The following is an 18,368-nucleotide window of genomic DNA, read 5'->3' as shown; positions in this document are numbered from 1 at the left end:
TCAACAAACAACTCATGCCAAAACCCCGAAAACAACGAACCCGACCCCGACCGACTCCACTCCCCCACCAACCGCTCCCGCTCCGAACCCGGGAGGATGTCGAGGTGCCTGACCCGTTCCTGTGGTCGTGCGGTCGCCGAAGCCAGCAGCACCTGGAAGTGTTCGGCCATGCGTTCGATGGTGTGCTCGGCGAACAGGTCGGTGCTGTATTCGAAGCCCAGCCGGAGCCCTGCGGTGTCCTCCTCGATCATCAGCACCAGGTCGAAGCGGGCCACCCGCAGGCTCATGCCCTCCTCGATCAGCCGGCGCATCCACGGCTGCACCGGCATCGTGTCGGGCAGGTAGTCCAGCAACGGCAGGCTCTCGTCGGCCACCATCACCTGGAAGATCGGGTTGTGGCTGAGGTCGCGCTCCGGGCTCAGCGCCTCGACAACCCGGTCGAACGGCACTTCCTGGTGGCTCTGTGCGTCGAACAACTGCCGGCGGATCCGCAGCATCACCTCGGCGAAGGTGGGGTTGTCCCGCAGGTCGACGCGCAGCGCCACGGTGTTGACCAGGAAGCCGATCAGCGGCTCCAGCTCCACCCGGTGACGGTTCGCGATCGGTGCGCCGATCACCACCACGTCCTGCCCGGACCAGCGGGACAGCAGTACGGCGACGCCGGCCAGCATGGTGATGTAGTTCGTCACCTGGTGTTCGCCGCTGATCCGCCGGATCTCGGTGGTCAGGGCGGCGGGCAGTTGGCGCCGCAGGAACGCTCCCTGGTGACGCTGTACCTCCGGCCGGGGGAAGTCGGTGGGCAGGTTGAGCACCTCGGGTGCGTCGGCGAGCTGCTCGCGCCAGTAGTCGAGGTGCAGAGTCAGCCAGTCCTCGTCCAGCCAGTGCTGCTGCCAGACGGCGTAGTCCGCGTACTGGACCGGCAGGTCGGGCAGGCCGGCCGGGACGCCGTCGGTCAGCGCCTGACAGATCCGCAGCAGGTCCCGGCCGAACAGGCCGATCGAGTAGCCGTCGAAGATCGTGTGGTGGGCGCCGAAGGCCAGCACCCGTTCGGTGTCCGAGAGGACCACCAGCATCGCGCGCAGCAACGGGCCGGACTCCAGGTCGAACGGCTCCGCCCAGCACCGGCGGATCACCTCCTGGGCCTGCTGGTCCCGCTCCCCGACGTCCACTGCGGACAGATCGGTGACCGGTACGGTGACCGACCACTGCTCGGCGGCGACCTGCCACACCTGGCCGTCGCGTTCCCGGAAGGTCGTCCGCAGGGCCTGATGGCGGCCCAGCATCTCGTGCAGACCCGCCTCGATGACGTCGGTGGGGATCGTCGCCGGCCACGGGATCAGCCAGTTGACGGTGTAGAAATTGCTGTCCGGGTGCAGCCGGTCGAGGAAGAACAGCCGCTGCTGCTCGAAGCTGGCCGGCACCGGCGTCCCGGCCGGCGCGGGGGCCAGCGGCGGCAGTCGCAGGGGTTGCCGCTCGTCACGCAGCCGCTGCAGCTCGGGGGCCAGGCGGGCGATCGTGGTCAGGTCGAAGAAGCTGTGCACCGGGAGGTCGAGGGCGAACACCTGCCGGATGCGGGCAGCCAGTTGCACAGCCAGCAGCGAGTGGCCGCCCAGGGCGAAGAAGTCGTCGTCGACCCCGATCGGGGTACGCGCCATGACCTGCTCGTAGATCGATACGAGCAGCGTCTCGGTGGTGTTGCGGGCGTGCAGGTGTCCGGCGGACCCGGCCGCCGGCGCGGCGCCCGCCAGGGGCAGAGCCTTGCGGTCGAGCTTCCCGCTTGCGGTGACCGGCAGGGCGTCGAGGACGACCAGCTCGGCCGGCACCATGTAGTGCGGTAGCCGTTCCTGCAGGTAGGCGGTGAGCTGAGGAAGCAACCGGGATTCGACCTCGGCCCGCAGCGGCTGTCCGGCGAGGCGCAGCCAGTCGTCGGCGCCGCCGGCCTCCGCCGGGTCGACGAACTCGTCCTCGTTCACCTGGGCGACGGCGGCGTCCGCGTCGGTGAGCAGCACCGTGTAGGCGCCGTCCGCCCCGTGACCGGTCCAGTCGACCGTCGCCTGATAGCCGTGGGCGCCGGCCAGTTCCGTCAGGTCCTCCGGATCGACGCCGTCCGGGGCCGGCGATGCGGCGCGCCACTCCTCGACGGTGGCCGGGCCGGTGTCGCCCTTGATCCAGCACAGGGCCTGGGTGGCTTCCGCGACGCGGGAGTTGGGTACGCCGCGCAGCCGCAACCGGGCCGGGCGCTCGCTGACGAGCAGCTCGCGCAGCGAGGGGAGGGTGCCGCCGATGACCGGCCAGGTGCGCTCCGATGTCGGCGACGCCGGTGCCGTGGGCTCGCCGACGTGCAACACCACCTGGTACCGGAACATCGTCAGTTCGTTGCGGTCGCGTCCGCGCTTCGGCCGGATCTCCACCCGGGTGACGCGGCCGGTTCCGGCCGCCCAGGCCCGGAAGAACGCCGGATCGAGCGCGAGTTCCTTCTCCTGCTGGACCCGCTGGCGCACCCGCTGCCGGACGGCGTGCCGATGCCGGCTCCCGTCCTGCGTACGGCTGAGCTCCACGCTGGCGTGGAACGCCTCCAGCAGCGGCAGGCTGCGCACGTCGCCGACGATGATGCGGCCATTCGCGGTGAGCCGGTCCAGGGCCCCGTCCAGCACGCGCAGCAGGTAATGGGCATCGGGGAAGTACTGCACGACGGAGTTGATGAGGACGGTGTCGACCGCGTCGATCGGCAGGTCGCCGAGTTCGTGGGCCCGTGCCTGCAGGAGCGTGACCGTCTCCCGGATCTGCGGCATCTCGTCCAGGCGCGCCTGGAGCGACCGGAGCACCGTCGACGAGAAGTCCGTGCCGCAGTACCGCCGGCCCTCCTGGGCCAGCGGTACGAGCAGCAGGCCGGTGCCACAACCGACTTCGAGAATCGATTCCGGCCGGTACGCCCGGACCATGTCGAGCGTTTCCTGCCGCCACGCCTGCATCTCGTCCAACGGGATGGGCCGGCCGGTGTAGCTGCTGTTCCAGCCGGAGTAGTCGGCGCCGTCCTCGGTGGGCGCCGTCTCCAGCTCGTCGAAACCGTCGTAGACCTGCTGCCAGTGGTCGAGCCGGTCGTCGAGCAGGGAGAGGTCGTCGTCCTGGACCGCGGCCTGCGCCGCCACCTGGTCGAGCACGACGTAGGACGCCAGCGACGCGCCGCCCGGCTGGTCGTCACGGACCAGCGTGGCCGCGGTCCGCACCGCCGGGTGGCGGCTCAGCACCGTGTCGATCTCGCCCAGCTCGATCCGGTAGCCCCGGATCTTGACCTGGGAGTCGACCCGGCCCAGGAACTCCATGGTGCCGTCGGACCGCCAGCGGGCCCGGTCCCCGGTCTGGTAGATCCGCGCGCCCGGCTCATCGAACGGCGACGCGATGTACTTGCCGGCGGTGAGCTGCGGGTCCCCGGCGTAGCCGAGGCTCAGGCACGGACCGCCGATGTACAGGTCACCCGGCACGTCGATCGGGCAGGGCTGCAGGCCACCGTCGAGGATGTAGTAGCGGGCGTTCTGGATCGGCCTGCCGTAGGGGATGCTCGTCCACTGCGGGTCGACCCGGCCGATCGGGAAGAAGTTCGACCAGACGGTGGCCTCGGTGGCGCCGCCCAGACCGATGACCTGCACCTGCGGGAACGCGGCGCGCAGCAGGTCCGGCGAGTTGACCGGGATCCAGTCACCGCTCATGAAGATCAGCCGCAGCGCGTCCGACACGACGCCGTCCGCCGGCAGGAACGGCACCAACTGCATCAGTGCGGCCGGCGCCGAGTCCCAGAAGGTGATCCGCTCGGTCGACAGGATCTCCAGCAGCCGGGTGGGCTCCTGGATGTCCGCGCGGGAGGCCAGCCGGATCGAACCGCCGGCCGCGAGGATGCCGAAGATGTCGTACACCGACAGGTCGAAGCTGAGCGACGTGATGAACAGGATCCGGTCGTCGGCGGTCACCCGGTGGGTCGTGTTGACCCACTCGATCAGGTTGATCACCGGCTGGTGCTCGACCATCACGCCCTTCGGCGTGCCGGTCGACCCGGACGTGAAGATCACATACGCCAGGTCCTGCGAGGTCCCCCGTACCGGCAGGTCCTCGACCGGCCGCCGGCTCACGTCGGCCAGGGTGTGCAGCCGGTAGGGCGCGGTGTCCAACGGGTCTGCGGCCTCGTCCAGGCAGATCAGGTGCGCGAGCCGGGGCAGCGGGTCGGCGGTGCCGAACGCCGGGACCAGCGCGTGCTGGGTCAGCACACAGGTGATCCCCAGCGAGTCGATGATCCAGTGCCACCGTCGGACCGGGGCGTTCGACTCGATCGGCACATAGGTCCCGCCGGCCTTGAGGACGCCGAGCAGGGCGGGGATCATCTCGGCGGAGCGCTCCATCAGCACCGCGACGAAGGATCCCGGTCCGATGCCGAGGCTCACCAGATGGTGCGCGATCCGGTTGGCCTGCTGGTTGATCTCGTCGTACGTCCACTCGCCGTCCCCGAAGAGCAGGGCGGGGGCTTCCGGGGTACGCCGTACCTGCCGCTCGAACAACTCGTGGATGCACGCCTGTCCGTCGTAGGGCGTTGCAGTGTCGTTCCACTCGCGCACCAGCAGGTGCTGTTCGTCCCCGGTGAGCAGCGACAACCGTCCGACCGGGGCGTCCGGCGCGGACACCAGGCCGGCACAGATCCGCCGCAGGTGCCTCAGCATCGCCCTGGCGGCGGCGCCGTCGAAGCGCGCGGTGTCGACGTGCAGGGTGATCGTGGTCGCGGCGCCCAGGGTGACGACCAGATTCAGCGGGTACGGCGCCCTGATCTCCTCCTGCCGGCCGGTCATCGCCAGGCCCCGACCGGAGGGCAGGTCCGCCACGACCGAGACGACACTGTCGAACAGCACCTTGCCGGGGCCGATGCCGCTCCACTGCTGGATCATCAGGAGCGGGCTGTGGCTGTGCTGCTGGATCTCGGCGTACCGGTCCTGCACGCCACGCATCCACTCGCCCCACGGCATCGACGCCTGCGCCCGTACCCGCAGGGGAAGAGTGTTGATGAACAGGCCCGTCATGCCGTCGGCCCCGGGCAGCTCCGCGGGACGCCCGGCGCTGGTCACGCCGGCGACGACGTCGGCGGACCCGGTGTAGCGGCTCAGCAACAGCGCCCAGCCGCCCCGGAACAACGTGCCGAGCGAGACACCGTGCTGCTCACCCGCGGCAGCCAGGCGCGCCGTCTCCTCCTCGTCGAGCACCATGCTCACCTGGTCGTACATGTCGAGCCGGGCCCCAGGGGCAGGTTCCGCACCGGCACCGGCCCGGCGCTCCACCGGCAGTGGCGCGGCCGGCTCCACCCCGGCCAGATCGGCACGCCAGAAACGCTCAGCTTCGGCCAGGTCCTGGTCACCCAGCCACCGCAGATAGTCCTCGTAGGGCGTGACCGGCCGCAGGTCCAGGGTGGAACCGGTGGTCAGGTGCCGATAGTGCTCGGCGAGGTCGCGCAGCACGATCGACTGGCTGATCCCATCCAGAACGATGTAGTGCAGGCTCCAGATCACCTGATGGGAGGCGTCGGCCAGACGCGCGACGTGCAGGCGCCACAGCGGCGGGGCGGTGAGTGGCAGCCCGTGGTCCAGATCCTGCTGCCGGTAGGCCGCCGACCGCTGGAGCTGCTCGGCGGGACTCAGCCCCCGCCAGTCCTCGGCGGCCAGCGGCACGTCCACACGCTGGTGCACCACCTGCTCCGGGGCCTGCCCCTGCAGGTTCTCGAAGCTCGTCCGCAGGGCGGGGTGCCGTTGCGCGACATACTCCCAGCTCCGGCGGAACGCGTCGGTGTCGAGGTCCTGCTCGATCAGCAGCTCGACCTGCACGTGGAACAGCCCGCGGGTCCGGGAGAAGTCGCTCTGGAACATCACCCCCTGTTGCGTGGGAGTCATCGGGTGACGTGCTGCAACAGTTTCCTGAGTCATTTCGGATCGGACACCTTTGCTGCCGGTCACTGCATTTACAGGCGGGCTGGGTATGGCGCCTATGAATCGGGGAACCGGCGTGGAATGCTGTCCTGCCATAGCCGGCACGATGGACTCTGCGGCGGTTGGGACCGCGGATCGGCTGGGCGGCTCTCGCCAGAGGAATCGCGTCCCACTCTATGGCGAAAGGGTGCCCCCAGGTACGGTCACTGTGGCCATACCCGATCGGCGCGGACCGGCCAGGGCCGTGTGGCTACAAGTATCCGATCGGCTATATTGACGCCGACCCCGGACGATTGGGCATAGTGAGACACTCACGCCGCACAACACACGGGAGTGAGTCATGGGAGTATTCGGCGACATGTCCGGGCTGGATTCCGGCCACGAGCAGCTCGTGTTCTGCCAGGACAAGCACACCGGGCTGCGGGCGATCATCGGGATCTACTCCACGGTGCTGGGCCCGGCCCTGGGCGGCACCCGCTTCTACCCCTACGCCGGCGAGGACGACGCCGTTCGCGACGTACTCGAGCTGTCCCGCGCCATGGCCTACAAGAACGCTCTGGCGGGGCTCGACCTGGGCGGCGGCAAGGCGGTCATCTGGGGCGATCCTCAGGAGATCAAGAGCGAGGCCCTGCTGCGCGCGTACGGCCGGTTCGTCCAGTCCCTGAACGGCCGCTACTACACCGCCTGTGACGTCGGCACGTACGTCGCCGACATGGACCTCGTGGCCCGCGAGACGCGCTTCGTCATCGGCCGCAGCGTCGAGCACGGCGGCGCCGGCGACTCGTCGATCCTCACCGCCTGGGGCGTGTTCCAGGGCATGCGGGCCGCTGCCGAGCACGTCTGGGGTTCGCCGTCGCTCGCCGGTCGCCGGATCGGTGTGGCGGGCCTCGGCAAGGTTGGCAAGCACCTGACGGCCCATCTGCTCGACGACGGGGCGTCCGTGGTCGCCACCGACGTCGACGAACGCGCGCTGTCCTGGGCCCGAGACACGTATCCCCAGGTCGACCTGGTCGACGACGCCGCCGCCCTGATCGCATCCGACATCGATGTGTACGCCCCGTGCGCACTCGGCGGCGCCCTGGACGACGAGACGGTGTCCGTACTGCGGGCCAAGGTGGTCGCCGGCGCGGCCAATAACCAGCTCGCCCACCCGGGCGTCGACAAGCTGCTCGTCGACCGCGGCATCCTCTACGCACCCGACTACGTGGTCAACGCCGGCGGTGTCATCCAGGTCGCCGACGAGATCGGCGGCTTCGACCTCGAGCGGGCCAAGCTGCGGGTGACCCGCATCTTCGACACGACGCAGCAGATCATCCGGCTGGCCGAGTCCGAGGGGATCGCGCCCGGCGCAGCCGCCGCCTGGCTGGCCGAGCGCCGGATGGCCGAGGTCGGCAGGCTGCGCAGCCTGTACCTGCCGTGACCGGCAGCGGTGCTCTCACCTGCGTTCCGGAACCGCCGTCGCGGTGGTCCACCGCCCGGTCAGGGCGGCCGCGGCGGCGAAGCCCAGCGCGCCGCCGGCCAGCGCCGGGCTGATCGTCACGATGTCGCCGTCCTGGATGACGGCCTGCAATCCGCCGACGCCGCGGACTTCCCGGTCATTGACATACACGAGCAGTCTGCGGTGGAGCGCACCGTCCTCAGTGATCATCAAGCTGCGGACGCCGGCATGGCGGGCCTCCAGATCGACCAGCAGATCGGCGAGGGTGCCGCCTGATCCCCGCACTGTCCGGGCGCCGTTGGTACAACCTCGAAGCATCGAGGGAATATGCACTTCGACAGGCATGACGACACGCTCCTGGAAATCGTTCGATTCCTGCGCGCGGGGAATGCGAAACGCGTATTTCATTGCTCTGGAAGTGTCCCATTGATCCGTCCGGGGTGAACTCTAGCCATTCGGCTAGCCTGATCGGCGCCCACGAAAGCAAACGGGCGGCCTCCGCTGTCGAAGGCCGCCCGGTCGGCAATTTGGTCAGCCGGTCACGGCCGGCGCGTCATGATCTGCAGGGTGATGGCCAGGCCAGCCACGCACCATACGGAGAGGACGACAAACGGCGTGACGCTGATCCCGCCGGCCGGCACCGCCAGTGTGCTGCGCACGGCGTCTGCCATGTATTGGAATGGGAGTACCTCGTGCACCGTCTGCAGCCAGCCGGGCAACCGGTCGGCCGGGAAGTTGATCGGCGAGAACATCAGCGCGATGAAGACGATCAACTGAGCGATCAGGCTGGCGAGCGCGGCGGGCGCGGCATAGGCGATCGCATAGCCGATGGCGGTCGCGGTGAGGGCGACGAGCAGGATCGCCGGCACGACCGCCGGGCTGATGTCGAGCTCGATGTCGAAACGCAGCGTCGCGGTCAGCAGCGCCAGCGCCAGACCCGGCAGGGACGTGCCCAGCCAGATGCTGACGTCGGCCGCCAGGATCGCCGACCGGGGCACCGGGAGCGTGCGGTTGTACTCGAAGGTCCCCTCGGTCTTCGCCTGGGCGATCATCTGCGGGGCGAGGACCATGCCGACAGTGATCAGACCCAGCGTGGGAGCGCCGGTCGCCAGGTAGAGGGCGGTGTTCTTGTCGACCTCCGGCAACAGGAACGAGAAGCCGATCACGATGCCGACCGCGAGCATGGTCTGGATGATCAGCATCAGCGGGAGCATGTACTTGAGCCGGAGAATGCTCCAGCGCAGCAGCAGCAGGTAACTACGCAGCCACTGAAACATCGTCGGCCTCCCCGGCGGTCGTCGTCAGCCCGACGTAGATGTCCTCCAGGCTGATCGGGTTGAGAGCGAACTGCACGATCGCCTCGGAGGCGAGCAGGAGCTGGGCCCACTCGACCGCCTCCTGCGCGGACGCGGTGGCCACGGGCACCACCATGCGGGTCCCGGACTTGGTGGGAGAGCCGGCCCAGGCCGGCAGGGCCGGAGCCTCACCCTTGGCCAGCGTGAGGTCCAGCAGCAGGTCTCCGGAAGCGCGAACCCGCAGCTCCGCAGGGGTGCCGGCGGACGCGATCCGGCCGTGGTCGAGCACCATGATGCGGTCCACGCTGCGCTCCGCCTCGGCCACGTTGTGCGTGACCAGGACGATCGCGCAGCCGCCGGCCGCCAGGCGCCGGATCTCCTGCCACATCAGCCGCCGCCGCACCGGGTCGACGTCGTTGGTCGGCTCGTCCAGCATCACCAGGCGGCCCGGCTCGACGACGGCCATGGCGAACGCGGTCAGCCGGCGAACCCCACCGGACAGGCGCTCGCCCGGCACATCGACCCACTCGCCGATGTCGAGGGCGGTCACCAGGTGGGCCAGCCGCTCGCGGACCTGCTGCCGGGACCCGCCGCGGATCCGGCCCAGCGTGTCGATCGCCTGGCGCGGGGTGACCCCGGTCAACGGTGCGTGGGTCTGGGGTTGCAGGGAACAGGCCCGCCGGGCGAACGCCGGATCCTTCACGACGTCGCGGCCGTCCAGCCGGATCCGACCCTCGGTGGGCTTGACCAGGCCGGCGACCTGACTGAGCAGCGTGGTCTTGCCGGCGCCGTTGTGACCGAGCAGGGCGAGCACCTCACCCTCATCGACCTGCAGTGACAACCGATCGTTGGCTTTCACCCCCCGCCGGTACACCTTGGTCAGATCGTCGATCTGCAGCAGCATCCCGCCTCCTTCAGATACCCGAGAGTACTCGAATTCTCCTGAGTATCCTGATACTCGGAGGAATGTCAAGGTGCGGGATATGAAAGGATCGACGCCATGGCGCAACGACTGACCCGGACGCAGCAGCAGCAGCGCACACGTCAACTCCTGCTCAGCGCGGCGGAGCGACTGTTCGCGGAGCGCGGGATCCACCAGACCTCACTCGACGACGTGGCCGCCGAGGCCGGGCTGACCAAGGGCGCGATCTACGCGAACTTCGACGGCAAGACCGGTCTCGTGGACGAGATCCTGGCGGGTCGCAACGCCGATGACCACGTGCCCACAGCCGGCAGCGTCTCCGACGCGCTGCACCGGATCGGTGAGGCGTACGGCTTCAACATCCTGCTGCCCGAGCATCGCCGGTTCGCCATGGCCTTCGTCGAGTTCTGGCTGTACAGCATGCGGAACCCGGCCGCCGGGGACACCGTGGCCCAGTGGTTGCGTACCGCCCGCGAGGAGACCGCCAAACAGATCGCCGAACAGGCCGACGGCCAACCGGCACTGCCGCCCGAACAACTCGCGGCTCTCGTGCTGGCCCTGGAGATCGGCGTGAGCCTCCAGCACCTCATCGACCCCGAGGCCGTGCCGGCCGACCTGTACGCCGTCGGCCTGGCGGCGATCGCTGACTCGGACCGGCCTACCCGCCCCCACTGACACCTGGGGCCGCCGTGATCTCTCCATCCGACCCGTCCGGGCCGGCACAGCAGTAAGGGGCCACCGAAGTGGCCCCTTACCTGCGAGGAAAGCTCCCCCGATTGGACTCGAACCAATAACCTGCCGGTTAACAGCCGGCTGCTCTGCCAATTGAGCTACAGGGGATCGTGCACCGCGCGACTCCGGATCTCGCCGACGCCGTGCGACGGGACAAGAGTACAGGACATTCCCGGGTGGCGGTCCAGTGGGTTGCAGCCCACCCCCACCATGATCAAGGCGCGCAGGTCAGGGCCGCGGTGCCTTGACAATTGGGGTAAATCGTCATCCTGGCACAAGGATGCTTGAGTGGAGAGCAGGATGGGTAGTTAGCTGCGGACAGAGGACGCAGGCGCGATTTGGTCGCTCCCGGCGGGGCAACTTACCGGGGCGACGGCGCGTCAGGTACGGAAGGAGCCGCCATGCGCGGAAAGATCATGTTTCTTGGCGGGCTGGCTGCGGGATTCGTCCTGGGCGCCCGTGCCGGCCGGGAAAAGTACGAAGAGCTCGTGGTCCGGGGCCGCAAGGTGCTCGACCACCCGACCGTCCAAGAGGCGGCCGGGGTCGCGCAGGCCCAGGCCAACAAGTTCTACAGCGAGGGCAAGGACAAGCTCGGCCAGACCAAACTGGGCGAGAAGCTGGGCAACGGCAACGGCAACGGCAGCACTGACAAGCAGGAGCTGACCGCCGCCGACGACGCGTTCGCCGGCACGCCCGCCACCATGGGCGCCAAGGCGAACACCAGCACGGTCGGCACGACCTCCGGGTCGCCGTCGTCCACCAACCCCCGCACCAAGCCGTCCGGCTCGGGCACGAACGCCAGCACGCTCTGACCAATCGCACGTCGACGGGCCGGTCGCCGCAGGGCGACCGGCCCGTGGTCTGTCCGGGTGCGGGTGACCGCCTACCCAGGAGCCGTCAGCCCTTGCTGCTGAACGCCGCGTCGAAGGCGGCGCTCGGAGCGTCGAAGGCGAGCCGACGGACGAACTGCAACGCCTCCGGGGCACCGACCAGCCGGTCCATCCCGGCGTCCTCCCACTCGATCGAGATCGGGCCGGTGTAGCCGATCGCGTTCAACGCGCGGAAGCAGTCCTCCCATGGCACGTCGCCGTGGCCCGTGGAGACGAAGTCCCACCCACGACGCAGGTCGGCCCAGGGCAGGTGCGAGGCGAGCCGACCGCGCCGGCCGTCCCCGGTCCGCACCTTGGCGTCCTTGCAGTCCACGTGGTAGATCCGGTCGGCGAAGTCGAAGATGAAGTTCACCGGGTCCAGTTCCTGCCAGACGAAGTGCGACGGGTCCCAGTTGAGCCCGAACGCGGGCCGGTTGCCGATCGCATCCAGCGTGCGCTTCGTCGTCCAGTAGTCGTACGCGATCTCGCTGGGGTGCACCTCGTGCGCGAACCGCACCCCCACCTCGTCGAACACGTCGAGGATCGGGTTCCACCGGTCGGCGAAGTCCTGGTAACCGCGCTCGATCATCGACGGCGGCACCGGCGGGAACATCGCCAGGGTGTGCCAGATCGACGAACCGGTGAAGCCGACGACCGTCTTCACCCCGAGCTTCGCGGCCGCCCGCGCGGTGTCCTTGATCTCCTCGGCTGCCCGCTGGCGGACACCCTCGGGCTCCCCGTCGCCCCAGATCCGACCGGGCAGGATGTCCTGGTGCCGCTCGTCGATCGGGTGATCACAGACCGCCTGACCGACGAGATGGTTGGAGATCGTGAAGACCTCAAGGTTGTGCTTCGCGAGGGTCTCCCGCTTGCGCTCGACGTACGAGTCGTCGGCGAGCGCCTTGTCGACCTCGAAGTGGTCGCCCCAGCAGGCGATCTCCAGACCGTCATAGCCCCACTCGGAGGCGAGCCGGCAGACCTCCTCGAACGGAAGGTCGGCCCACTGGCCGGTGAAGAGCGTGATGGGTCGCGCCATTGTCCTTCTCCCCTGTTGTGATGGGGATTCCATGTGCGGACCAGGGCGAGGGTGACCGGACGTACGCGACGCCGGGGCGGTCACCGGTGGGTGCGGAACACACCTGGGCCCGGCGGGTTGCGCCTCCCACCGGGTCACCGGCCACCAGCACGGTCGCCGCCCTCACCCTATTTCCGCAGCACCCCATCGCGAAAGCCCCGCAGCCAGATCGTCATTCGGCCATCTCCTCGGGCGCGGGCAGGACGGCTCGCACGGTGAAGCCGCCACCGGCGCGCGGGCCGGCGGAGAACGTGCCGCCGAGCCGCTCGGCACGCCTGCGTACCCCGAGCAGGCCCCGGCCGGCACCCTGGCTGCCTCCGCCCGACGGTGCGGGACCAGCGCCCTCGTCGCGTACCTCGATGGTGATGCCCGTGGGGTCGTAGCGCAGACGAACCGCGACCGGCGCGCCCGGGGCGTACCGGCACGCGTTGGTCAGCGATTCCTCGATGATCCGGTACGCCACGGCGTCGACCGGGCCGGGCAGCGGCCGGGGCGGCCCGGCCAGCTTCCAGCGCACCGGTTGGCCCGCGGCGAAGCCCTCCACCAGCGCGCCGAGGCGATTGAGACTGGGCGCCGGCTCGGACGAATCGTCGGGCTCCTCGGCCCGGCGCAGCGCAGCACGCAGCCGGTGCCCCTGCGCCCGCACCATCCCGCGCCACTGCGCGAACTGCCCCATGCCGGTCAAGGTACGGCAGCCGGCTGTGAGCTGGTCTGCGGGCGTCCGTGGGTCGCGCGCCACGGGCGACGTCTGAGCGTCGGCGGACATAGCGGTGCGAGCGTTATACCTGTGGGTCATATCTATGACTCACAGGTATAACGCTCGCGGATGACACCGCTCCCGAGTCTCGCCGCCGCGGGGGGTGGGCCGCGACGGCGAGGCTCAGACGGTCAGGGCAGCGTCCACTTCTGGTTGGCCGCGTTGAGGCAGGTCCAGAGGTGCACGACCGTGCTGTCCGCCGAGTTGTTCCCGGAGACGTCCAGGCACTTGCCCGAGGACGTGTTGCGCAGGGTGCCGTCGGCCTGGGCCGCCCAGTTCTGCGCACCGGTGCCGTTGCAGGTCCAGAGCTGGATCTTGGTGCCGTCGGCGGTGCCGCTGCCCGAGACGTCCAGGCACTTGCCGAGCGCCTTGATCGTCGAGTTCGGCGTCACGATCCAGCTCTGCGCCGTTCCGCCGTTGCAGGTGTAGATCTGGATCTGGGTGCCGTCGGCGGTGCCGCCGCTGCGGACGTCCAGACACTTGCCGGCCAGCCCCTTGATCGGGCCGACCCCGGGAGTGCCACCACCCCCCTTGACCAGGGTGAAGTCGTCCACGTCGAAGAGCCCCGTGCCGCTACCGGTGAAGGTGAGATAGAGGTTCTGGGTGCCGGACGGGACGCCGGACAGCGTGGTGGTGACGTTGGCGAAGGTCGTCCAACTGCCGGTGTTCGGCACCGCGACCGAGCCGAGCACCGGGCCGGTGGCCGAGCCGGTGCGCACCTGGACGGTGCCACCCGCTCCGCCGGAGACGACCCGGGTGGTGAACGAGGTGACCCCGGTCAGGTTGACGCCGTTGTACGCGGCCCAGTCGCCCGGGTCGATGTAGCCGATGGTCTGCCCACCGTTGGCGCCCGCCTTGGCGAACGGGGTGACCCCGTTGGCCGAGCTGAACGCCTCGGCCTGGATCGTGGTGTTCCCGGTCGGCGGTGGCGTGGTGCCCAACTCCTTGATCCGGATGTTGCGGAACGAGGCGTCGTCACCGGTGCCGTGATTCTGGATGCCGATGTGGCCGGCCAGCGAACGGACCGGGTTGGTGTTGGTGAAGTCGTTGATCTTCACCCCGTTGAGGAAGATCTGCAGCCGCTCGCCCTCGACCAACAGCTCGTAGGTGTTCCACTCCCCCGGCGCGTTGAGCGCCGCGTCGCGGGCCGCGATGTCGGCGGACTTGAAGGTGTAGACCGAGCCGGTCGTGCGGTCTGCGGCGTCGGTGGCGTCGATCTGGATCTCGTAACCGTTGTCCACCGCGGACCACGGATCACTCGACGGCGGGAACCCGATGAACACACCGGAGTTGTCGTCGCCGGCGAGCCGCCAGTCCATCTTCAACGAGTAGTTGGTGAACTGCTTGGCGTTGTACCAGTACAGCCCCATGCCGCCCACCGAGGTCAGGGTGGCGTCGGAGTTGCTGAAGCTGCCCGGGCCGGCCTGCGACCAGCCGGTCGTCGAGCCGTTGAAGATCGGGGTGTAGCCGGTCTCGGGCCGGCAGTCGGCCTTGCTCCGACCGGAGGCGTACCGGATGCCGCCGAGCAGATGCGCCCGGAACGCCGGCTCCGCGTACGACGCCTGGGTGTGCCCTGCACCGGTGTAGAAGGACCGGCCGCCGCTGTAGCTCTTGCACCAGCTGAGCGGGTGGTCGGCGCCCATCCCGCCACCGGAGTACGACGACTCGTCCAGAGTGGCCAGCACGTGGGCGGTCGACCGGGCGTTGGTCCGGTAGTTGTACCACTCGTCGGTGCGGGTCCAGGTCTGCGGCAGGTGCGCGGTCGCGGCGTGCCCCCGGTCCTCCACCTTCATGTTGGCCTGCTGGATCGCAGGGTGCGAGGCGAACCAGGCGCCCACGAGGTTGCCGTAGAACGGCCAGTCGTACTCGGTGTCGGAGGCCGCGTGCACACCCACATACCCACGACCCGAGCCGATGTACGACTCGAACGCGGTCTGTTGGCTGGCGTTGAGCACGTCGCCGGTGGTGTTGAGGAAGACGACCGCCTCGTACTGGGCGAGGTTGCCGGTGGTGAACGTGGCGGCGTCCTCCGTGGCGGTGACGGTGAAGTTGTTCGCCGCGCCCAGGTCGCGGATGGCCTGGATGCCGACCGGGATCGCGTCGTGCCGGAAGCCGGCGGTCTTGGAGAAGACCAGCACGTCGTACGGGGCGTCGGCGGCGCTGGCCGGGCTGGCCGGGGTGGTGCAGGCGATGACGGCGAGGGCGGCCAGGCCCGCACCGAGGACGGGTCGCAGAATTCTGCGCATATCGCTCTCCTAAAGGCGGTTCAGGCTCAGGGCAGGATCCACTTTTGGTTGGCGGCGGCGGTACAGGTCCAGAGGTGGACCACCGTGCTGTCGGCGGAGTTGTTGCCGGAGACGTCGAGGCACTTGCTGGACGCCGCGTTGCGTACCGTGCCGTCGGCCTGTGCGGACCAGTTCTGCGCCCCGGTCCCGTTGCAGGTGTAGAGCTGGATCTTGGTGCCGTCGGCAGAGCCACCACCCGAGACGTCCAGGCACTTGCCCAACGACTTGATCGTGGAGTTCGGGGTGACCGCCCAGTTCTGCGCCGCACTGCCGTTGCAGGTGTAGATCTGGATCTGGGTGCCGTCGGCGGTGGCGGCGCTACGCACGTCCAGGCACTTGCCGCCCAGACCCTTGATCGGGCCGCTCCCGCCGGTGGGGGTCCCCGTGACGAAGGTGAACGCGTCCACGTCGTAGAGCGCCCCGGTGCCCGACCCGGCGAAGGTCAGGTAGAGCGTGGTCGTGCCGGTCGGCGGGCTGGTGATCGTCCCGGTCACCGTGGCGAAGGTGTCCCAGCTGCCCGTCACGGCGACCGTGGCCGAGCCGAGCACCGTGCCGGTGGCCGAGCCCGCCCGGACCTGGAGGGTGCCACCGGCACCCGCCGAGGAGACCCGGGCGTTGAACGAGGTGACGTTGCCCAGCCGGTACGGCTGGAACGCGATCCAGTCGCCGTTGTTGATGTCACCGACGGTCTTGCCGCCCTCGGCCGTGGCCTTGCTGAACACGTTGATCCCGGACGAGGTGCCGAAGAACTCGGCCTGCCGGTGCCTCGGTGGCAGCGTGTGCTGGGTGTGCGTGGTCAGACCACCGGCGTCGGTGTACTCGGCGTCGAAGATCGCGAAGATGTTCGCCGCGTCGTCGTGCTCACCGTCGACCGGGATGGTGATCGTGCCCGAGCAGCCGGTCTTCGAGGTGATCTGGTGCCCGTGCTGGTCGTGCCCGAGCACGTAGGTCATCTTGACCTTCGTGCAGTCGATCGTGCCGTCTTCCGGGTCGGTCACCGTGATGCTGAACGGGACCGTGTCACCGAAGCTGAACAGCTGACCGTTGCCGGGGTTGTTGATGGTCACCGTGGGCGCGGTGTTGCCGACGCTGATCTGCACACTGCTGCTGCCGGTGGCGCCCTGCGGGTCACGCACCGTCAGCGTGGCGGTGTAGCTGCCGTTGGCGGTGTAGGTCTTCGACGGGTTGGCCGCGGTCGAGGTGGTCCCGTCGCCGAAGTTCCACGAGTACGTCAGCGCACCGCCGTCGGGATCGGACGAGCCGGCCGAGGAGAAGGTCACCGCGAGCGGGGCGGCACCGGAGGTCCGGTTGGCGCTGGCCACCGCGGTCGGTGCCCGGTTGCCGCCGCCGACGTAGTCGAAGCGGTAGAGCGCCGAGTTGGCGTCGCCGTTGAAGTAGCCGGTGCCGTAGTCGAGCACGTAGTAGGCACCGTCCGGGCCGAACGCCGAGTCCATCACCTGCTTGCCGACCCAGGGGAAGGTGTCGATGGCGCCCCGGGAGCCGTCGGAGTTGACGTGGATCGGCTTGATCCAGCCTCGGCCGAACTCGGTGGCGAAGAACTGCCCGTCGAAGGACTGCGGGAACTTGGTGGTGGAGGTCGACGAGGCGTTGTACCGGTAGACCGGGCCCCCCATCGGGGACTCGGAGCCGCCGCCGAACTCGGTCGGGGTGCCGGCGTCGCCTGCGTACCGGATCCAGGCCGGTTGGGCGGGCGGCAGGGTGGTGAGGCCGGTGTTGCGGAACGAGTTGTTGGTCGGCCCGCCGGTGCAGTTGTACTTCGCACCGCTGGTGTTGGCGGCGAAGTCCCACTCGTTGTACGTCTCGGTGGAGGTGTTGGTGCCGGTGCAGTACGGCCAGCCGTAGTTGCCCGGCGCGGCGACCCGGTTGAACTCGACCTGGCCGGACGGCCCGCGAGTGGCGCTGGTGGTGCCGGCGTCCGGCCCGTAGTCACCGACGTAGACGACACCGGTGGCCTTGTCCACGCTGATCCGGAACGGGTTGCGGAACCCCATCGCGTAGATCTCCGGCCGCGTCTTGGCCGTGCCCGGCGCGAAAAGGTTGCCGGCCGGGATGGAATACGTGCCGTTGGCGTTCACCTTGATCCGCAGGATCTTGCCCCGCAGGTCGTTGGTGTTGCCGGCGCTGCGCTGCGCGTCGTACCCCGGGTTGCGGTTGGTCCGCTCGTCCAGCGGTGAGTAGCCAGCCGATTCGAACGGGTTGGTGTCGTCGCCGGTGGAGAGGAAGAGGTTGCCGGCGGCGTCGAAGTCGATGTCCCCACCGACGTGGCAGCACAGGCCGCGGCTGGCCGGGACGTCGAGCACGTCGACCTTGCTCGCCTGGTTGATCGTGAAGTCGGCGTTGAGGGTGAACCGGGAGAGCCGGTTGACGCCGTTCCAGGCCGAGAAGTCGGTGCCGGTGGCTGGCGCGTCACCGGCGGGGGTGGACAGCGGCGGGGCGTAGTAGAGGAAGATCTGCCGGTTGCTGGCGAAGCTCGGGTCGACCCCGACGCCCTGCAGCCCCTCCTCGTCGTGGTTGTAGACCGCCAGCGTGCCGATCACGGAGGTGGTGCCGTTGGCGTCGGTGCGGCGCAGGGTGCCGTTGCGAGCGGTGTGCAGGACCGAGCGGTCCGGTAGCACCGCCAGCGACATCGGCTCACCCATGTCGGTCACGCCACGGGCGAGCTCGACCTGCTGGAAGTCGGTCGCGTTGATCGGGTGCGCCTGCGCCGGGGTCAAACCGGCACCGAGTGCGACCGTGCCGGCCGCGGCCACCAGCAACGCTGCTGAACCGGCGGAGAACCATCGTCGGGATCGACGTGTGGGAGCGTCCTTCATGGACATGTGTGCTGCCCTTTCCTGACGAATGACTGCCAGGCCGGGCGCGCGCCGTCGCGCCGGATGCCGTAGCGGTGATGGTGGGGGTCGATGGGTTGCCGCGCCGCCGGTTCACCTCGACGAAACAATGTCGTGTTGGTCACGACACTAAGTTGCGAGTGTCAATGTGTCCATACCTTCCGGCGATCCAGCATCAACTTTTGT

The 18,368-nt window shown here is 69.2% G+C and carries 11 protein-coding genes and 1 tRNA gene; 3 read left to right on the top strand and 9 right to left on the bottom strand.

What is annotated here, in order from left to right:
* On the bottom strand, positions 1 to 5,921 hold a 5,921-nt coding region (locus tag ABZT18_RS29850; RefSeq protein WP_355253026.1), incomplete at its 3' end, for an amino acid adenylation domain-containing protein.
* 376 nt (positions 5,922 to 6,297) lie between these two features.
* Between ABZT18_RS29850 and ABZT18_RS29845 the strand changes: the two genes are divergently transcribed.
* Complete coding sequence (locus ABZT18_RS29845) at positions 6,298 to 7,377, top strand: Glu/Leu/Phe/Val dehydrogenase dimerization domain-containing protein (protein ID WP_354997380.1); 1,080 nt, start codon at positions 6,298 to 6,300, stop codon at positions 7,375 to 7,377.
* A 15-nt stretch (positions 7,378 to 7,392) separates the two neighbouring features.
* On the opposite strand, the gene ABZT18_RS29840 is transcribed toward ABZT18_RS29845, so the two are convergent.
* The 3 genes from ABZT18_RS29840 to ABZT18_RS29830 form a co-directional block, all read right to left on the bottom strand.
* A complete protein-coding gene (locus tag ABZT18_RS29840) occupies positions 7,393 to 7,740 on the bottom strand; it encodes a MoaD/ThiS family protein (protein WP_354997439.1) in 348 nt (115 codons plus the stop codon).
* A 194-nt stretch (positions 7,741 to 7,934) separates the two neighbouring features.
* Positions 7,935 to 8,672, bottom strand: a complete 738-nt coding sequence (locus ABZT18_RS29835; protein WP_354997381.1) for an ABC transporter permease — start codon at positions 8,670 to 8,672, stop codon at positions 7,935 to 7,937.
* A complete protein-coding gene (locus ABZT18_RS29830) occupies positions 8,653 to 9,591 on the bottom strand; it encodes an ABC transporter ATP-binding protein (protein ID WP_354997440.1) in 939 nt (312 codons plus the stop codon). The genes ABZT18_RS29835 and ABZT18_RS29830 overlap by 20 nt, the downstream gene beginning before the upstream one ends.
* Before the next feature lie 99 nt (positions 9,592 to 9,690).
* On the opposite strand from ABZT18_RS29830, the gene ABZT18_RS29825 reads away from it, so the two are divergent.
* Positions 9,691 to 10,287, top strand: a complete 597-nt coding sequence (locus ABZT18_RS29825; RefSeq protein ID WP_354997382.1) for a TetR/AcrR family transcriptional regulator — start codon at positions 9,691 to 9,693, stop codon at positions 10,285 to 10,287.
* 92 nt (positions 10,288 to 10,379) lie between these two features.
* On the opposite strand, the gene ABZT18_RS29820 is transcribed toward ABZT18_RS29825, so the two are convergent.
* Positions 10,380 to 10,452: transfer RNA gene (locus tag ABZT18_RS29820), tRNA-Asn, on the bottom strand.
* A 293-nt stretch (positions 10,453 to 10,745) separates the two neighbouring features.
* Here ABZT18_RS29820 and ABZT18_RS29815 point away from each other — a divergent pair.
* Entirely contained in the window at positions 10,746 to 11,156 is a 411-nt protein-coding gene (locus ABZT18_RS29815; RefSeq protein WP_354997383.1) for a hypothetical protein, read from the top strand.
* Between the two features lie 85 nt (positions 11,157 to 11,241).
* Here ABZT18_RS29815 and ABZT18_RS29810 read toward each other — a convergent pair whose 3' ends face one another.
* The 4 genes from ABZT18_RS29810 to ABZT18_RS29795 all read right to left on the bottom strand — a co-directional run bounded on the left by ABZT18_RS29810 (position 11,242) and on the right by ABZT18_RS29795 (position 18,170).
* A complete protein-coding gene (locus tag ABZT18_RS29810) occupies positions 11,242 to 12,249 on the bottom strand; it encodes a sugar phosphate isomerase/epimerase family protein (RefSeq protein WP_354997384.1) in 1,008 nt (335 codons plus the stop codon).
* 211 nt (positions 12,250 to 12,460) lie between these two features.
* The gene (locus ABZT18_RS29805; protein WP_354997385.1) at positions 12,461 to 12,964 is read right to left on the bottom strand and encodes an ATP-binding protein; all 504 of its coding nucleotides are present in this window, start codon (positions 12,962 to 12,964) and stop codon (positions 12,461 to 12,463) included.
* Between the two features lie 212 nt (positions 12,965 to 13,176).
* The gene (locus ABZT18_RS29800) at positions 13,177 to 15,291 is read right to left on the bottom strand and encodes a ThuA domain-containing protein (protein WP_355253023.1); all 2,115 of its coding nucleotides are present in this window, start codon (positions 15,289 to 15,291) and stop codon (positions 13,177 to 13,179) included.
* Positions 15,292 to 15,317: 26 nt separating this feature from the next.
* The gene (locus ABZT18_RS29795) at positions 15,318 to 18,170 is read right to left on the bottom strand and encodes a PQQ-dependent sugar dehydrogenase (RefSeq protein WP_354997387.1); all 2,853 of its coding nucleotides are present in this window, start codon (positions 18,168 to 18,170) and stop codon (positions 15,318 to 15,320) included.
* Between the last annotated feature and the right edge of the window lie 198 nt (positions 18,171 to 18,368).

It is taken from the genome of Micromonospora sp. NPDC005291 (assembly GCF_040607415.1).
GTDB lineage: Bacteria > Actinomycetota > Actinomycetes > Mycobacteriales > Micromonosporaceae > Micromonospora.
This window is presented reverse-complemented; position numbering and strand designations above follow the sequence as displayed.

Excerpts from the sequence above, each read along its gene's own strand:
- ABZT18_RS29825 (WP_354997382.1), top strand. The coding sequence starts at position 9,691 with ATGGCGCAACGACTGACCCGGACGCAGCAGCAGCAGCGCACACGTCAA.
- ABZT18_RS29845 (WP_354997380.1), top strand. The coding sequence starts at position 6,298 with ATGGGAGTATTCGGCGACATGTCCGGGCTGGATTCCGGCCACGAGCAG.
- ABZT18_RS29815 (WP_354997383.1), top strand. The coding sequence starts at position 10,746 with ATGCGCGGAAAGATCATGTTTCTTGGCGGGCTGGCTGCGGGATTCGTC.
- ABZT18_RS29810 (WP_354997384.1), bottom strand. The coding sequence starts at position 12,249 with ATGGCGCGACCCATCACGCTCTTCACCGGCCAGTGGGCCGACCTTCCG.
- ABZT18_RS29800 (WP_355253023.1), bottom strand. The coding sequence starts at position 15,291 with ATGCGCAGAATTCTGCGACCCGTCCTCGGTGCGGGCCTGGCCGCCCTC.
- ABZT18_RS29840 (WP_354997439.1), bottom strand. The coding sequence starts at position 7,740 with ATGCCTGTCGAAGTGCATATTCCCTCGATGCTTCGAGGTTGTACCAAC.
- ABZT18_RS29795 (WP_354997387.1), bottom strand. The coding sequence starts at position 18,170 with ATGTCCATGAAGGACGCTCCCACACGTCGATCCCGACGATGGTTCTCC.
- ABZT18_RS29835 (WP_354997381.1), bottom strand. The coding sequence starts at position 8,672 with ATGTTTCAGTGGCTGCGTAGTTACCTGCTGCTGCTGCGCTGGAGCATT.
- ABZT18_RS29805 (WP_354997385.1), bottom strand. The coding sequence starts at position 12,964 with ATGGGGCAGTTCGCGCAGTGGCGCGGGATGGTGCGGGCGCAGGGGCAC.